The 14431-nt window shown below is 66.2% G+C and carries 16 protein-coding genes; 9 read left to right on the top strand and 7 right to left on the bottom strand.

The window, feature by feature from the left end:
* The first annotated feature begins 34 nt into the window (after positions 1 to 34).
* Positions 35 to 1261: an HD domain-containing protein gene (locus ACT4MF_RS02510; protein WP_444681640.1), complete on the top strand. Its 1227-nt coding sequence runs from the start codon at positions 35 to 37 to the stop codon at positions 1259 to 1261.
* A gap of 29 nt (positions 1262 to 1290) precedes the next feature.
* Here ACT4MF_RS02510 and ACT4MF_RS02505 read toward each other — a convergent pair whose 3' ends face one another.
* Positions 1291 to 1695, bottom strand: coding sequence for a universal stress protein (locus tag ACT4MF_RS02505; RefSeq protein ID WP_444681639.1), 405 nt, complete (start codon positions 1693 to 1695; stop codon positions 1291 to 1293).
* Between the two features lie 135 nt (positions 1696 to 1830).
* Between ACT4MF_RS02505 and ACT4MF_RS02500 the strand changes: the two genes are divergently transcribed.
* From ACT4MF_RS02500 to ACT4MF_RS02485, 4 genes are read left to right on the top strand one after another with little or no spacing between them, the layout of a single operon-like run.
* Positions 1831 to 3075 (top strand): HD domain-containing protein, encoded by a 1245-nt coding sequence (locus tag ACT4MF_RS02500; RefSeq protein WP_444681638.1) that lies wholly within the window; start codon positions 1831 to 1833, stop codon positions 3073 to 3075.
* Between the two features lie 57 nt (positions 3076 to 3132).
* Positions 3133 to 4197 (top strand): amidohydrolase family protein, encoded by a 1065-nt coding sequence (locus ACT4MF_RS02495; RefSeq protein WP_444681637.1) that lies wholly within the window; start codon positions 3133 to 3135, stop codon positions 4195 to 4197.
* A gap of 49 nt (positions 4198 to 4246) precedes the next feature.
* Positions 4247 to 4702 (top strand): hypothetical protein, encoded by a 456-nt coding sequence (locus ACT4MF_RS02490; RefSeq protein ID WP_444681636.1) that lies wholly within the window; start codon positions 4247 to 4249, stop codon positions 4700 to 4702.
* 58 nt (positions 4703 to 4760) lie between these two features.
* The gene (locus ACT4MF_RS02485; protein ID WP_099254334.1) at positions 4761 to 5387 is read left to right on the top strand and encodes a thymidine kinase; all 627 of its coding nucleotides are present in this window, start codon (positions 4761 to 4763) and stop codon (positions 5385 to 5387) included.
* Positions 5388 to 5420: 33 nt separating this feature from the next.
* Here ACT4MF_RS02485 and ACT4MF_RS02480 read toward each other — a convergent pair whose 3' ends face one another.
* The 4 genes from ACT4MF_RS02480 to ACT4MF_RS02465 form a co-directional block, all read right to left on the bottom strand.
* On the bottom strand, positions 5421 to 6599 hold the full coding sequence (locus tag ACT4MF_RS02480) for a PAS domain-containing protein (RefSeq protein WP_444681635.1): 1179 nt from the start codon (positions 6597 to 6599) through the stop codon (positions 5421 to 5423).
* 71 nt (positions 6600 to 6670) lie between these two features.
* On the bottom strand, positions 6671 to 6943 hold the full coding sequence (locus ACT4MF_RS02475; RefSeq protein WP_444681634.1) for a DUF6199 family natural product biosynthesis protein: 273 nt from the start codon (positions 6941 to 6943) through the stop codon (positions 6671 to 6673).
* 75 nt (positions 6944 to 7018) lie between these two features.
* Entirely contained in the window at positions 7019 to 7528 is a 510-nt protein-coding gene (locus ACT4MF_RS02470; protein WP_444681633.1) for a transcriptional regulator FilR1 domain-containing protein, read from the bottom strand.
* On the bottom strand, positions 7521 to 8189 hold the full coding sequence (locus tag ACT4MF_RS02465; RefSeq protein WP_444681632.1) for a class I SAM-dependent methyltransferase: 669 nt from the start codon (positions 8187 to 8189) through the stop codon (positions 7521 to 7523). Before ACT4MF_RS02465 ends, ACT4MF_RS02470 begins: the two co-directional genes overlap by 8 nt.
* 59 nt (positions 8190 to 8248) lie before the next feature.
* Between ACT4MF_RS02465 and ACT4MF_RS02460 the strand changes: the two genes are divergently transcribed.
* Positions 8249 to 8776, top strand: coding sequence for a CinA family protein (locus tag ACT4MF_RS02460; protein ID WP_444681631.1), 528 nt, complete (start codon positions 8249 to 8251; stop codon positions 8774 to 8776).
* Positions 8777 to 8819: 43 nt separating this feature from the next.
* Here ACT4MF_RS02460 and ACT4MF_RS02455 read toward each other — a convergent pair whose 3' ends face one another.
* Positions 8820 to 9023 (bottom strand): hypothetical protein, encoded by a 204-nt coding sequence (locus ACT4MF_RS02455; protein ID WP_099254329.1) that lies wholly within the window; start codon positions 9021 to 9023, stop codon positions 8820 to 8822.
* Between the two features lie 184 nt (positions 9024 to 9207).
* Here ACT4MF_RS02455 and ACT4MF_RS02450 point away from each other — a divergent pair, with 184 nt between their 5' ends.
* The 3 genes from ACT4MF_RS02450 to ACT4MF_RS02440 all read left to right on the top strand — a co-directional run bounded on the left by ACT4MF_RS02450 (position 9208) and on the right by ACT4MF_RS02440 (position 12225).
* Entirely contained in the window at positions 9208 to 10452 is a 1245-nt protein-coding gene (locus ACT4MF_RS02450) for a tyrosine-type recombinase/integrase (protein WP_444681630.1), read from the top strand.
* A gap of 704 nt (positions 10453 to 11156) precedes the next feature.
* Positions 11157 to 11744, top strand: coding sequence for a nucleotidyltransferase domain-containing protein (locus ACT4MF_RS02445; protein ID WP_444681629.1), 588 nt, complete (start codon positions 11157 to 11159; stop codon positions 11742 to 11744).
* Positions 11737 to 12225, top strand: a complete 489-nt coding sequence (locus ACT4MF_RS02440; protein ID WP_444681628.1) for a DUF8154 family protein — start codon at positions 11737 to 11739, stop codon at positions 12223 to 12225. The genes ACT4MF_RS02445 and ACT4MF_RS02440 overlap by 8 nt, the downstream gene beginning before the upstream one ends.
* 791 nt (positions 12226 to 13016) lie before the next feature.
* Here the strand turns inward: ACT4MF_RS02440 and ACT4MF_RS02435 are convergent.
* Positions 13017 to 14363 carry a restriction endonuclease gene (locus ACT4MF_RS02435; RefSeq protein WP_444681627.1) on the bottom strand — a complete coding sequence of 449 codons (1347 nt, stop codon included), beginning with the start codon at positions 14361 to 14363 and terminating at the stop codon, positions 13017 to 13019.
* Between the last annotated feature and the right edge of the window lie 68 nt (positions 14364 to 14431).

Below are 14431 nucleotides of genomic sequence, written 5' to 3'. Positions count from 1 at the left end.
AACGACCAATTCCGCGGCGGGAGACCATGGAGTGATGAAGGCGATCAAGGACAGCGTCCACGGTCACGTCCGGCTCGGCGACCTCGCGACCGAGCTGGTCGACACGCCCGCCTTCCAGCGGCTGCGTCACATCAAACAGCTGTCCACCGTCCGGCTGGTGTATCCCTCCGCGAACCACACTCGCTTCGAGCACTCGCTCGGCGTCTACCACCTCGCGCGCGGCGCGGTAGACGGGCTCGGTCTCGACGCGGACACCGCCGCCCACGTCCGCGCGGCGGCACTCCTTCACGACATCGGACACGGCCCGTACGGCCACCAGACCGAGGGCGTCATCCGGCGCGCGACGGGGCGCGATCACGACGACATCGCGTGGCTCCTGACCGACGCCGACCGCGAGGTGTGTCAGATCCTCGAGCGTAACGGGCTGGACCCGGACCGCGTCGCCTCGCTGATCGCGGGCGAGGGCAGGCTCGGCGACCTCGTCTCCGGCGAGCTCGACGTGGACCGGATGGATTACCTGGTGCGCGACGCCCACCACACCGGCGTCCCGTACGGCACGGTCGACACCGGCCGACTCGTCAACGAACTCCGGCTGGCCGGGGACCGGGGGGTAGAGGGGCGTGACGGGGGCGACTCGGTCGACGACGACGCCGCACTGGTGCTCGCGGAGGGGAACGTCCCCACCGCCGAGAGCCTGCTCGTCGCCCGGTCGCTGATGAACGCCGTGGTGTACCGGCACCACGTCTCGCGGGTCGCGGGCGCGATGCTGGAGCGCGCCTGCGAGCGCTACCTCGACCGCAGCGACACCGACACGGCCGCGTTCCGCCGGATGGCCGACCACGACCTCCTCGTCGCCCTCCGGGAGGAAGTGCCCGCGCTCGGAGAGCGGATCGAACGCCGCGACCTGTACAAGCGGGCGGTGTGGGTCGGACTGCCGGACGTGCCGGCGGGGTCCGTCGACGCCGGAACCGACGAGGAGCGCGCGGCCGAACGCGAGATCGCCGAGGCGGTCGGGCTCGACCGCGAGGCGGTCGTCGTCGACGTGCCCTCCCGCCCCGGCCTGAAGGAGTCCGGCTCGACCGTCGTGGTCGACGGCGTCCCCCAGCGGCTGGAGGACGCCTCCGAGCTGGTTGCGGGACTTCGCAGCGCCGAGCGCCGGCGCTGGACGCTGGGGGTCTACTGCCCGGCCGAACACGTCGACGCGGTCGGCGAGGCGGCCCGCGACGTGCTCGGACTCCGCGGCGTCGGCGGGCGGCGATAAGGAGAGAGCCGTCCCCTGGGAGCGGTCGTTCAGTCGTTCTGCGACGCCGGGACCGTGAACACCGGACGGTCGGTCCCCAGGATCACGTCCTGCGTCACGCTCCCGAACACGGCCTTCCCGGTCGGGCGTCGCTTTCGTCCGGAGATGCAGATCGCGTCCGCGTCGATGTCGGCGGCGGCGGCGAGCAGCTCGTCCGCGGGGTCGCCGCTCGCCTCGTAGTGGACGCAGTTGACCCCGGCCTCTTCGAGCGTCTCGCGGGCCCGTCGCACGGCCGAGATCTGGTGGACAGAGGCCCCCTCGGGATTGTCTTGGAAGACGTGGCACAGGTGGGCCGTCACCGAGCCCTCCTCGGCGGGGAGGTTCGCGACCGCCTCGGCCTGCGCGACCGCTCGGCTGTCTTCCGTGTTATCGATCCCGATGAGTACATCGTACATGGTCGACCGTTTGCGCACCGGACGTATAAATCGTACCGAACGTTTCACATTCCGGTAACGTTCCGGCTTTCGGGGGTGGACGCCCTCATGCACCGACGCACGCCGCTTTTAACCCATGCCGACGAACGTCGGCGCATGATTACGGTCAAGGACACCGTCCACGACCACATCGAGATCGACGGTGTCGCCGCGGACCTCCTCGACACCCCCGCCGTTCAGCGCCTCCGCCACGTCAAACAGCTCGGCACGGTCCAACTCGTGTACCCCTCCGCGAACCACACCCGCTTCGAGCACTCGCTCGGCGTCTACCACCTCGCCAGCCGGGCGCTCGACCACCTCGGGATCGAGGGACTGCGCGCGGACCGGATCGAGGCCGCCGCCATGCTCCACGACGTGGGGCACGGCCCCTTCAGCCACAACTTGGAGTCGCTCACGCACCGCCGCACGGGGAAGTACCACGACGACGTCGACGAGCTGCTCGCGACCGGCGCGGTGGGCGAGACCCTCCGCGACCACGGCCTCGACCCCGATCGGATCGCCGGGCTCGTCGCCGGCGAGGGCCCCTACGGCGGGCTCGTCTCGGGCGAACTCGACGTGGACCGGATGGATTACCTGGTGCGCGACGCCTACCACACCGGCGTCCCGTACGGCACCATCGACACCGAGCGGTTCGTCCGGGAGCTGACGTTCGTCGACGACGGGACGGGTGACGACGCGCTCGTGTTGGACGAGGGGAACGTCCAGACGGCCGAGAGCCTCCTGCTGGCGCGCGCGCTGATGAACCCGGTCGTCTACACCCACCACGTCGCGCGCATCTCGAAGGCGATGCTGCGGCGGGCCGCGAGCGACCTCCTCGACGCGACGCCGACGACCGCTGCGGAGCTTCGCCGGATGGACGACCACGACTTCCTCGCGGCGATCCGGAGCTGCCCGGAGACCGCGGAACTCTCGCGGCGCTACGACGAGCGCGACCTCTACAAGCTCGCCGTCTGGGCCGAGTACGACGACGTGCCCGCCCGCGTCCACGAGGCCGATCACGACGCCGAGACCTCGCTGGAACGCGAGATCGCCGAGGCGGCCGGCGTCGCCCGGCAGCACGTGATCCTCGATGTCCCCCCCGAGCCGTCGATGCGGGAGTCGACCGCCCGCGTCACCGTCAACGGCGAGGTGCGCCGGTTAGAGCGCCAGTCGCCGCTCGTCTCCGCGCTCCGGACCGCCCAGCGCAACCAGTGGCGCCTCGGCGTCTACGCCCCTCGCCCCGCGACCGACCGCGTCGGGCGCGCCGCCGCGGACGTGCTCGGCCTCGACCCCGACGGGCTCGTCGCGGAGGTGCGCGGCGCGATGCCGACGACGCTCGACGAGTTCCACGACGGGGCGTGACCGCTCGGCTCGCACCCCTGTCGTGACCTTTTACTCCCGCGCCGGCGACTCGCGGGTATGCATCTCGAAGGGACCGTTCTGGTCGGTCCGGAGTTCGAGCCGGTCGAGGGGCGGGTCGTGGTCGCCGACGGCGAGATCGTCCGGGTCGAGGAGACGAGCGTCGACAGCGACGACGTGATCCTCCCGGCGTTCGTCAACGCCCACACCCACATCGGCGACTCCATCGCCAAGGAGGCCGGCGAGGGGCTCTCGCTCGACGAGCTGGTCGCCCCGCCGGACGGTCTCAAACACCGGCTCCTGCGGGAGGCGAGCCGCGAGGCGAAGGTCGCGGCGATGGCGCGGAGCCTCCGGTACATGGAGTCGACGGGGACCGGAACCTTCCTCGAGTTCCGGGAGGGCGGGGTCGAGGGGGTCGGCGCGCTCCGCGACGCCGTCGCGGGCGAGGGCGTGGAGTTCGGCGAGCGCGCGATCGAGCCGGTCGTGTTCGGCCGCGACGACACGGACGTGCTCTCCGTCGCCGAGGGGTACGGCGCCTCCGGCGCCCGCGACGCCGACTTCGACGCGGTGCGCTCGGAGGCCCGCGAGGCGGGCAAGCTGTTCGGCATTCACGCCGGCGAGCGGGACGCCGACGACATCAACGCCGCGATGGATCTGGACCCGGATTTCCTCGTTCACATGGTCCACGCCGAGGGGATCCACCTCGACCGGCTCGCAGACCGCGGCACCCCCGTCGTCGTCTGCCCGCGGTCGAACCTCGTGACGAACGTCGGCGTACCGCCGATCCGCGACCTCGCCGAGCGGACGACGGTCGCGCTCGGCACCGACAACGTCATGCTCGACTCGCCGTCGATGTTCCGCGAGATGGAGTTCGCCGCGAAGCTCTCCGATCTCCCGGCCAGAGAGATCCTGCGGATGGCGACGGTGAACGGCGCGTCGATCGCGGGGCTGAACCGGGGCGTCGTCGCGAAGGGCGCCGACGCCGACCTGCTGGTGCTCGACGGCGACTCCGACAACCTCGCCGGCGCGCACGACCTCGTCCGCGCGATCGTCAGGCGGGCGGGCGCGGCCGACGTGTCTCGGGTCGTGATCGGCGGCGACGCGGTCGGCTCGGCGGCCGACTGAGGTCGCGTGGTCGGGGGACTGAAGCGTCTCGCGGCCGTACGATCCGTCGATGGCCACGTTCTCGCTGCTGTTCGGGCTCGCGCTCGGCCCCGTCGTCGGACTGCTCGCGACGCTCGCGATGGACCGCGTCATGCCCCGGCTCCCGGAGGGGACGACCGCACCCCGCGTCGCCGCGGGAGTGCTCACCGATACCCCGGTCGACAGGGCGCCGGAGCGGCTGGCGACGTGGACCCACTACGTCGCCGGCGGCGGCGCCGGCCTCCTGTTCGTGGGACTCGTCTCGGCGGTCCAGGCGGCGCTCGGCGTCGGCACCGCCGTCGCGCTGGTCATCGCCGGCCCCGCGATGCTCGCGCTGATGGTGGGTTTCTTCGCGCTGATTCCGCTCCCCCGTGCGAGGGGGCTCCCCCGCCAGCGGCTCTCGACGATCCGGCGCGACTGGGCGCTCGCCGCCGCGACGTACGTCGTCGCCGCGTCCCTGCTCGTCGCGGCCGCGGGCGGGGTCTGACCCCGGCGAGCGGGCCGGGAGAGAAACGGTTTAGTCGCTGGCTCGTGCCCGTCAGAGCATGCACGCGATCACTCGATCCGGCTGGATCGAGGTCATTTCTGGCTCGATGTTTTCGGGGAAGACGGAGGAGTTGCTTCGGCGGCTCCGGCGGTCCGAGATCGCCGGCCAGTCCGTCGCGGTGTACAAGCCGGCCATCGACGACCGCTACGGCGAAACGTCGATCGGATCCCACAACGGGCGGCAGTGGGACGCGACCGTCGTCGACAACGAGGGTGACGGCCCGCTCGCGATCCTCGACGACGACCCGTACCCGGAGGTCGCCGCGATCGACGAGGCGAACTTCTTCTCGGACGCCCTCGTCGAGGTCTGTAACGTCCTCGCCGACAACGGGACCCGCGTCATCGTCTCCGGCACCGACCAGACGTTCCGCGGCGAGCCGTTCGAGCCGCTCCCGGAGCTGATGGCGACCGCCGAGTACGTCGATAAGCTGCAGGCGATCTGCTCGCAGTGCGGCGAGCCCGCCTCCCGGAACCAGCGGCTCATCGAGGGCGAGCCGGCCCACGTCGACGACCCGACGATCCTCGTCGGCGCCGAGGAGTCCTACGAGGCGCGGTGTCGCGACTGCCACGTGTTGCGGACCGGCGAGCGCTCGGGGGCCGAACGGGCGTACCTGACGGACGACTGACGGAGTCGCCTCCACGGCGACGGGACCGTCGTCCTACTCGCCCGTCGCGTCGCGGTAGGCCCACAGGTGTCCGTGCCCGCCCGGCAGGTCGACCGGTCGATACGTCTGGAGGAGCGCGCGACCGTCAGCGAGGGCGATCCGCTCGTCGTCGACGGGCCGTCGCGCGTCGATGATCGCTTCGATCCGGTCGACGAACGACTGGGGGTCCTCGAACAGCTCGCTCATCTCGACGGCGAACCGCGCGCAGTCGCGGCCGATCGCCGCCGACGGGTCCCCGTCGAGATCGAAGAGGCCGTACAGGTGGCGGTTGACGCGGAGGACCTGCCTGTCCGCGTCCTCGATGAGCACCCCGACCGGGAGCGTGTCGAGCACCGTCGACAGGACGGCGTTCGTGCGTTCCACCTCTCGCTTGCGGTCCGTCCGCTCGGTGACGTCTTCGAACTGCGAGAAGACGCGGATCACCTCGCCGTCGTCGTCGGTCACCACTTGGTTGTGCCACGCACAGCGGATCCGCTCGCCGTCCGCGCGCACGTTCTCGTTGATGCTCTGGTAGCCGCCCTTATCGGAGAGGAGCTGCCGCTCGACCTCCGCGACGTGGCGGTGGAGCCCTTCGGGGACGAACCGCACCCACGTCCCGCCGATCAGCTCCGACTCGGAGTAGCCGAGGATCTCCTCGGCGGCCGGATTCGCTCGAACGATCTGAAACGTCTCGTCGTACTCGATCGTTCCGAGCGGCGACTGCTGGATGAACCGCGAGAGCCGCTCTTGGCTCGCGGTCAGCGCCGCCCGTGAACGGGACTGATCGACCGCGTTCCGGACCCGATTCGCGAGCACCGTGTACTGATCGGTCCCCGAGCGCTTCTGGATGTAATCCGTGACGCCGGCGGAGATCGCCTCGCTCGCGATCTCCTCGCTCCCCTTCCCCGTGAACAGGATGAACGGGACCGTCGGATCCCGCTCTCGAATGCGATCGAGAAGGTCCAGCCCGTCGGTTCCGGGCATCTCGTAGTCGCTGACGACGCAGTCGATCGACCCGGACTCGACGGCCTCGAGCGCGGCACCAACGTCGGTCTCCGATTGGACCTCGAACGCGCCGTCCATCCGTTCGAGATAGGTGGCGACCAGTTCGAGGAAGGCCGGCTCGTCGTCGACGTGTAATACTCGGACGGCCGAACCACATTCCCCGTGCGGGCGATGGGGCGGCTCCGACATTGCAACCTACTACCACGACATCGTGGAAATACGTTCGGGTCGGTGTGCGTTTTAGAGCGCCTATCAGTCAGTCAGGCGTCAGTTTCCGGATCGGCCGCAACCGCGGCTTCGTCCTCGGCACTCGCCTCGCCGTCCTCGGCGGTCGCGACACCGTACAGCCCGAAGAGCGCCGCGAGGACGATCAGCGCGCCCTCCGCGCGGGTGGCGACGTACACCCACTCGCGGGGCTCCGCCTCGCCCGCGTTCCGGTACACCGCCTTCGCCCACGCGCGTACGACGGTTCGCGGAAGGAGCGTTTGGACCAGTCCACCGATTCCGGCGACCAACAGCAGCAGGGCTTTCATACCTCTCCTTCGCGGGGTGCGTCCAAAAGCGATGCGGCGCGCGGTGACGCACGCGCAACTCGCGCCCGGCGCGCGTCACACCGGGTCGGCCGCCGAGAGGTAGCGCCGGCAGGTCGCGGCCGCCCACTCTCGGACGGGCGGTGCGTCCGACCACAGCAGCGCGGCGAGGCCCCGCTCGTCGAACAGCCCGACGACGGCGCGATCGCCCACGAGGAACACGGCCACCGGGGAGTCGCCGTCGTGGCGGTACGTCTCGACCCCGCGCTCGGCGAGGACCGACCGGAGTAGGGGAGCGGAAGCCCCGGTGAGTCGTGCTTCGGCCCCGCCGGTGAGGACGAGTCGGAGCGTCCCGCTGGTGACTTCGCCGTCGTTCAGCAGCTGCCGCGCGAGACCGGGATCGGCGCGAGGGACGACCCCGACGATGGACCCACCAGCGCCGGCGAGCGCCGGGAGTCGAGCCGCCGGCCCCGGGTCGTCGCCCCGCTCGGCGATCTCGGCGTCGTCGCGGAGCGCGTCGGCGTCGACGCCGGCCGCCTCCGCGACCAGTCTCCGGAGGGCCGCGCCGGGCGTGTCGGCGTTAGCCATCCGTTCGCTCCGCGGTCCGGTCGTCCCTCCGGCCGCCCTCCGCCAGCGGGTCGCCCTCGTCCGGACGCGGCGGGTACGTCTGCCGCCCGCCGCTCGATCGGCGTGCGAGGAGCCGGGCGGTCGCGCGGCGACGGTCGTCGGGGCGTTCCTCGGTCGTCTCGTCGTAGTACAGTACGGTCAGCCCGAGCCCGGCCCGCAGGAGTTCGTTGGCGGCGAACCGGTAGCGGTCGTTACCCGGACCCGAGGGCGTCGCGTCGGTCGACCGGAGGTGCCCCTCGACGAACAGGTACCCGCCGGGGGCGAGCGCCTCGGTCAGGTCGGCGAACCGGTCGAGCGCGTGGAAGAAGCTCATCGTGATCAGCTCGTACGCCTCGGGTGGGAACCCGTAGGTGGAGGCGTCGGCCTGAATCGTCTCGATCCGATCGGCGACCCCTCGCTCCGCGGCGCGCTCGCGGACGATGGAGAGCCCCTCTCGAGACGCGTCGAGGGCGTCGACGGCGTAGCCCGCCTCCGCGAGAGCGATCGCGTTGCGACCGGTGCCGGCGGCCACGTCGAGCGCGCGGCCGTCGGGGATCGCGGCCACGTACGAGCGCAACACGGCTGACGGCTCCGGCTCGCGGGGGTAGTCGCCGGATGCGAAGCGGTCGTCCCAGTCGGTCATGACGGCGATTGCGTCGCGGCGAGCGTAAACCCCACGGGCGTCGGGGTCACAACGGGAATATGGACGAGAGCGACGAGTCGGCGCCGATCGAGGTGACGCTCGGTGAGCTGTTGACCGAACGCGGAGAGAGCCTCGCGACCGCGGAGTCCCTGACGGGCGGGCTCGTCGGGTCGCGCGTGACCGACGCGCCGGGCGCGAGCGCCTACTTCGACCGCGGGTTCGTGACCTACGCGTACGACGCCAAACGCGAGATGCTCGGTGTGTCCCGCGAGTCGCTCGACGCAGAGGGCGCCGTGAGCGCGTCCGTCGCCGAGCAGATGGCGGCGGGCGCGCGCGACCGCGCCAACACGACGTGGGCGGTCGCCACGACGGGGATCGCGGGACCGAACGGCGGGACGGCGGAGAAACCAGTGGGACTCACGTACGTCGGCGTGGCCCACGCGGCGCCGTGGGGGACCGAGGAGTCGTTCGTCCGCACGGAGCGCGTCGTCCTCAGCGGCGACCGCGCCGCGGTGAAGCGGAAGGCGGTCGACACCGCGCTGGACGCGCTCGTTCGGGCGATCCGCGAAGTCAACGACGAGGAGTAAGGCGACTGCGTCGGCGCTTCGGCCGGGCGATCGCGCCGCTCGCTCAGTCGATGTACGTGTGTCCGACGACCGCGACGAGGAGCGCGGCGACGACGATCCACGCCAACGGCTCGACGGCGAGCAGCCGGATCGGCCGGGCCGCGGATTCGTCGAAGCCGAACAGTGCTCCCGCCGACAGCGCCCCCGCCAACACGAGCGCGGCGACGACGCCGGAAACGCCGAGGAGTAGGGCGTCGGTCCGGTCCATACCGCAGATCCGCGAGGGACGTACATAAACGGATCTCCGGTCTGCATCGCTCCCCCGGTTCGGATCGCTCACCGGCTCACATGCTCCCCGCTTTTTGCGACACGTCGTTGCGGCGAAAAAGCCAGGGCAGGGACATAACCAGAAGGTTCAAAGTCCAACTTATTAAAGATAGGGTATCCCAAAAATGCCAGACATCAGGAAACAAATCAGAAATCTCCAAGACAGAATCGAGGAATCTAGTGACATCAGCGAAGAAGATAAGGAGGTACTGCTCGCGTTCAGTGACCGCCTCGACCTCCTGAAATCGGAGTATACCGACCACCGGCACAACAAACTCCTCAGGCACTGCACCATCATGGCCGAGGAAGTTGGTGGACTCGCTGAAGCGCTTGAGGATCGGTCCACAACGGAAGATATCGTTCGATGGATCAATCGGACTTACGACAACGAGAACACCAACTCGGACTACCGAACCGCCCTCCGTGTTTTCGGGAACCGCGTTACTGAAGGCGAGGGATATCCCCCCGGCATCGAATGGATCCCGTCTGGGACCTCGAACAGCTACAACCCCGTCCCTGACCCGTCGGAGATGCTCGATTGGGACGAAGACGTCGTCCCAATGATCGAGGAGACTCGAAACACTCGTGACGCCGCGCTCATCGCGATGGCGTTCGACTCCGGAGCTCGGAGCGGTGAACTCCAAGACCTCACTGTCGGAGACGTGAGCGACCACGAGTACGGCCTCAGGATCCGAGTCGACGGGAAAACTGGGCAGCGATCCGTCTCTCTTGTGCCGAGCGTGCCGTACGTCCAGCGTTGGATGACCGACCACCCGGCATCGGACGACCCCGGCGCTCCCCTCTGGTCGAAGCTGTCGAAGCCCGAGAGTCTCAGCTATCGACAGTTCAAAAACTGTTTTGAAGACTCTGCTGACCGTGCAGGCGTCACGAAGCCCGTCACCCCGACCAACTTCCGGAAGTCGAACGCGACCTTCCTTGCCCGTAAGGGGATGAGTCAGGCCCGTATCGAGGATCGACAGGGACGGAAACGGGGGAGCGATGCGACGGCCCATTATATCGCCCGGTTCGGAGGGGAGGCCGACTCCGAATACGCGCGGATACACGGAATGGAGGTCGAAGAAGAGGAACCCGAGCCTATCGGACCGGTGGAGTGCCCCCGCTGTCACGAACAGACCCCTCGGGAACATGCGACATGTGTCTGGTGTAACCAGCCGCTGGAATACGGAGCTCTCGGATCGATCGAGGAAGAAGAGCGGGAGGTTCGAGACGCCGTCTTCAAATTCGTCAAAGACAACAACGACCTTCTCGACGACCTCGAACAGTCTCGGGCGTTCTCCGAACTCGTTGAGGACCATCCCGAGCTTGTCGAAGACGCTCGGGAGTTCGCAGAGGCGCTCTCGGAGGAATAGCGGCTGAACGATACCTCTCCATCGGTGAGTATAGGCAGACAAAGTGGCTTGCTTCACAGTGGTGTGGTGCTAATGTGAAAACGGTCTGTTACCGGATTTCTCTACGAATCTCGTCCAACTGCGCCTGAACCTCGTCTATCGCCTCAACAGAGCCACTGTTGGCGAGGAGTGCGAGTGCGTACGCTCTCGCTTCTTCATCGCCGTGGGCGAGGACACGCGAAATAAAATCGGTGTTTCTACTCGCATACTCGGTTAGACTATCTGTTCTCTCTCTAGGCATGACAGCCTCCCGTTGTACCGAGTTGATGTGGTTTAGCGGCGATGCGATCGCGATTGTTGACACTGGTGGTATTGTTTGACATGGTGTGTCGGGCATTCTCAATTACCGGCTGAGCGAGCCGGCGAAAGCACACAGTATAGTTTCACGACGGAAACGTCGTTCTGCCGTGTGTGCCGTGTCCTTAGCTTACTGTAGCTATGTCTGGGTGCCGTAGTATTATAAAAATGAGCTTCTGAGTGGTTCCGGATTTCTTTGCCGGAACCGCACTAAGAGAGCCGAATCCAGCACGTCATAATTGGAACAGTTCACCGCCAGAGTTTTCAGACTATTTCCTAATAGGAATTGTATGCCTAATAGGAAAGATTCTATCTCGATAGAGTTACAATATCCGTTTCCGGAGGATCGAGTATTCCGATACCAAGCGATGCAGGACGTTCTCGACATTCTCATCGACCAGCCGTATGCGACGTACTCGATGAGCGAACTCGCGAACCTCACAGGGGCAAATCAAGGAACGATCTCAAAGGCGGTTAGGCTACTTTCCGATCTCGATGTCATCGAGACTACACAGGACGGGCGGACCCAGCAGGTCCGGATCAACCGTGACCGGCTCACAAAACCGGACCCAGTTCTCTCGATTCCGCAGGACGAGTTTCATCAACCAGTCCGGGCATTTCTGCAACAACTCCAGGACGAGTTGGACGAGTTAGTCGGGGTCGTCCTGTTCGGAAGCGTCGCTCGGGGGGAAGCAGATAGGACCAGCGACATTGACCTCTTGGTGATCGTCGACGAAGATAGAACGGCAGCTCGTCGGATCGTTCAGTCAGTCGTTAGTGATCTCGAAGATCAACGGTTCGAGGGGAATCGGTATACGTACCAGCCGCTCGTCGAATCAACAGGCAGCGTCCAACGAATTGGTGACCAGCTCCGCCCGCAGTTCGACGACGGGATTACCTTGGTGGGCTCCGACCAACTCTCCGAGCTCCGGACCGAGGTGTACGCCGATGAATGATGATATCCGAGATCAATTGGTGGAGGCCGAGCGGACCTTCGAGGGCAGTCCCGGAACGATCGAGGAGGGATTGGACGTCGACGACGCAGAGTTGGTCCAACTTCGCCGTGCCTGCCGGCTGTTGGAGGTCGGCTCGAATCTCCTCAAGCAAGGGTACTACACGGTCGTGATCGAGTCGGCGTTCGTCGCCATCGAGCGCACTATCCAGTTCCGGTTGATCCACGACGGGGCCATGTCCGCAGCAGAGGTCATTAGCAGCCACCGACGACTCTACCAACGTGGCGCCGAGATTGGCCTCTACGACGACGCGTTCGGGGAGGATCTTGCCGAGCTGTGGAACCGGAACCGAACGAAGACCTACTACAGGCTCGGTATCGCGACGAGGGAGCAGGCCGAGGCGATGTACCGGCTCGCCGACGACATCCACCGGCACCTCGTCGATATGACTCGGGTATCACACGAATGTCTTTGTCGGGGGTGATTGGTACTCCACGAGTAGATAGGGCCGCCACTGAGGGCTGGGGGAGCCGGGTGAGAGAACAGGAGATCGACGGTGAGGAAGATCCCCGGTGACGGTAAATTCGATCTATCCGTAGAAACGGAACCTCGCTCGGTCGGAACGTCGAAATTCGGATTTGGAGATACGGGTGCTGCCGTTGGGGGACTCGGGGGTAGCGTCCCCGGCTCATCGGAATAAATTGGTCGGGTAATGCCGAAAGCTAGCAGGCTTCAGTGAACAACCCATGAACGGGTCAGCGAATAACCCCGTTCTGTCGGGAGAATCGCCTTTCTCGCCGGACGAAACAGCCGTATTCGTTTTTCCGGAGAGGCGGGACTATTCCCTATCGAGCCGGGGTGAGATGGTTGAAGACCAACCCATCGACTCCGGTAATCGCCCGGGGCTCCCCGATGGCGACGAAGATCGTCTTCGGTTTCAAACGTTGGGATCATTCCATCCGCTAAACCGCTATCTTCGCCGGGCGAAACGACCGGATCTGTATTATACAGGGGCCCGGCTCGTCACCTATTAAGCCGGGTGCGGTTGGTCGGGGTAATTGGATGTCAGTTGAACACGGACTCGTGGTACCGAATTCTTCGGGTAAACGGTCTTTTCCGCCGGTCGAAACATCCGAATTCGGTTCGAAGAACGCATCCCAACGTCCCGGGTCGGCCATGTTGTTCGGGGACCGGTATGGAAGTCGTCAGCAACCGGTGCGTCCGAGATATCGACGTAACAGACTGGTACAAACAGAACAGGCCGGAAGCTCCGACCTATTCTTTCTCCCTTGGTGGTTGTACGACCTCCCCAAGGGACCGGACCAATTGTACCCCGTTCTCGTAGTCGGTGGTGGCCCGATACCCCTCTTCGTCCTGTTCGACGACCCCCACAGTGGGGTGGGCGAGGAGCTGGAGGGCGGACCGGACCTCTTCGGTGGTCGGGACGTCGTCAGAGTCCTCCATGCCTACAACGATCCACCGGACGTCCTCCGCCGTCTCCACGGGGCCATCTGCCCGTTCGAGGGCCCGAATGACTGCGAGGAGGGTCTCCCCGGCGTCGGTACGATCCTGAATGGATTCGTCGAGGAGGTCAAGCCTGTCGTCCTGGAAAGCCCCGGAGCGAGTCAGGAGAGCAAGGGTTTCCTCCGGGGGAACGGCGTATCGGTCCCGGCGGTCGAGGAGCTCGACGAGGTCGTCGACGGCAAGGGTAGTCAGGTCGGTCGTCTCGGCGTTGTCGATGACCTTCGGGGCGAACCCGGAGGCGACCACGATGGCGTGGTCGGCCCCACGCTGGCGTCGGTGCTTATCCACGTTGGTGACCTCCAGGGAATTGACTCGCCCGTTACCCCGGGCTTTCACTTCGACCACGATGTGTTCCGGGGACCGGATCTCTACATCGGTATCGCCTCCCCCCTCGATCCAGTCGGCAGTACAGCCCAGCCGAGAGAAGGCTTTCGCGACGAGTTTCTCGAACTTCTCATGGGCATTTCCATCCGTGCTGGCCGCCCGAAGTTGGTCGGCGAGGTCGGGAGTTGGTCCGTTGTCTTGGTCGTCTTCATCGTCTTCGTCGTCGACGGGGTGGACACGCTCGCCGGCATCGGTCAGGTCGGCGATGGCGGTCTCGACCGACTCCTCCCTGGCAAGTTGGTCGAGGCGCTTGTCGGCGACTCGGGTGAATCCCTGGGGACGGTAGGTCTCGTCGTAGCCGACGAGCTCGTTGAACTCCTCGATATCGACGTCGACCTCCTCGACATCAGTGAGGAAGGTCATGTACTCCCAAGGACTCTCATCGTCCCATCGGCCGTGATCGACGTTCTCCTTCCAGAGGTACTCCGCAAGGTTGGGGTCGTGCCGCAGTTGAAGGACTTGACCCCTCGCGACGAACTCTCCATCATGGTAGACGAGAACGATGTCGTTGCGCTCGACGTTCCGCCACGCACCGTCTACCGAGGTGCCCCAAACGTGGACGAGATCGTCGTCAGATGTGGTCCGAAACAGTTCGAGGTCATCCTCGTCGAGATAGGATTCGATGTCGTCAATCGGATGTCCGTCTCGGATGAACCGCTTGTAGTCCTCGAAAGCGTCGTCGCGACCAGCGGGGAGAATCACGATTCCGGTCATTCATTAAGAGCTACTTTCCGAGACAGATTAATAGCTAGGAACATCCGATTCTGGATTTTGTATTGTGA

The sequence above is a fragment of the Halorubrum sp. FL23 genome, from assembly GCF_052439115.2.
GTDB classification, from domain to species: Archaea; Halobacteriota; Halobacteria; order Halobacteriales; family Haloferacaceae; genus Halorubrum; species Halorubrum persicum.
This window is presented reverse-complemented; position numbering and strand designations above follow the sequence as displayed.

Excerpts from the sequence above, each read along its gene's own strand:
- ACT4MF_RS02435 (WP_444681627.1), bottom strand. The coding sequence starts at position 14,363 with ATGACCGGAATCGTGATTCTCCCCGCTGGTCGCGACGACGCTTTCGAG.
- ACT4MF_RS02510 (WP_444681640.1), top strand. The coding sequence starts at position 35 with ATGAAGGCGATCAAGGACAGCGTCCACGGTCACGTCCGGCTCGGCGAC.
- ACT4MF_RS02500 (WP_444681638.1), top strand. The coding sequence starts at position 1,831 with ATGATTACGGTCAAGGACACCGTCCACGACCACATCGAGATCGACGGT.
- ACT4MF_RS02450 (WP_444681630.1), top strand. The coding sequence starts at position 9,208 with ATGCCAGACATCAGGAAACAAATCAGAAATCTCCAAGACAGAATCGAG.
- ACT4MF_RS02475 (WP_444681634.1), bottom strand. The coding sequence starts at position 6,943 with ATGAAAGCCCTGCTGCTGTTGGTCGCCGGAATCGGTGGACTGGTCCAA.
- ACT4MF_RS02485 (WP_099254334.1), top strand. The coding sequence starts at position 4,761 with ATGCACGCGATCACTCGATCCGGCTGGATCGAGGTCATTTCTGGCTCG.
- ACT4MF_RS02455 (WP_099254329.1), bottom strand. The coding sequence starts at position 9,023 with ATGGACCGGACCGACGCCCTACTCCTCGGCGTTTCCGGCGTCGTCGCC.
- ACT4MF_RS02460 (WP_444681631.1), top strand. The coding sequence starts at position 8,249 with ATGGACGAGAGCGACGAGTCGGCGCCGATCGAGGTGACGCTCGGTGAG.
- ACT4MF_RS02480 (WP_444681635.1), bottom strand. The coding sequence starts at position 6,599 with ATGTCGGAGCCGCCCCATCGCCCGCACGGGGAATGTGGTTCGGCCGTC.
- ACT4MF_RS02440 (WP_444681628.1), top strand. The coding sequence starts at position 11,737 with ATGAATGATGATATCCGAGATCAATTGGTGGAGGCCGAGCGGACCTTC.
- ACT4MF_RS02465 (WP_444681632.1), bottom strand. The coding sequence starts at position 8,189 with ATGACCGACTGGGACGACCGCTTCGCATCCGGCGACTACCCCCGCGAG.
- ACT4MF_RS02495 (WP_444681637.1), top strand. The coding sequence starts at position 3,133 with ATGCATCTCGAAGGGACCGTTCTGGTCGGTCCGGAGTTCGAGCCGGTC.
- ACT4MF_RS02445 (WP_444681629.1), top strand. The coding sequence starts at position 11,157 with ATGCAGGACGTTCTCGACATTCTCATCGACCAGCCGTATGCGACGTAC.
- ACT4MF_RS02505 (WP_444681639.1), bottom strand. The coding sequence starts at position 1,695 with ATGTACGATGTACTCATCGGGATCGATAACACGGAAGACAGCCGAGCG.
- ACT4MF_RS02470 (WP_444681633.1), bottom strand. The coding sequence starts at position 7,528 with ATGGCTAACGCCGACACGCCCGGCGCGGCCCTCCGGAGACTGGTCGCG.
- ACT4MF_RS02490 (WP_444681636.1), top strand. The coding sequence starts at position 4,247 with ATGGCCACGTTCTCGCTGCTGTTCGGGCTCGCGCTCGGCCCCGTCGTC.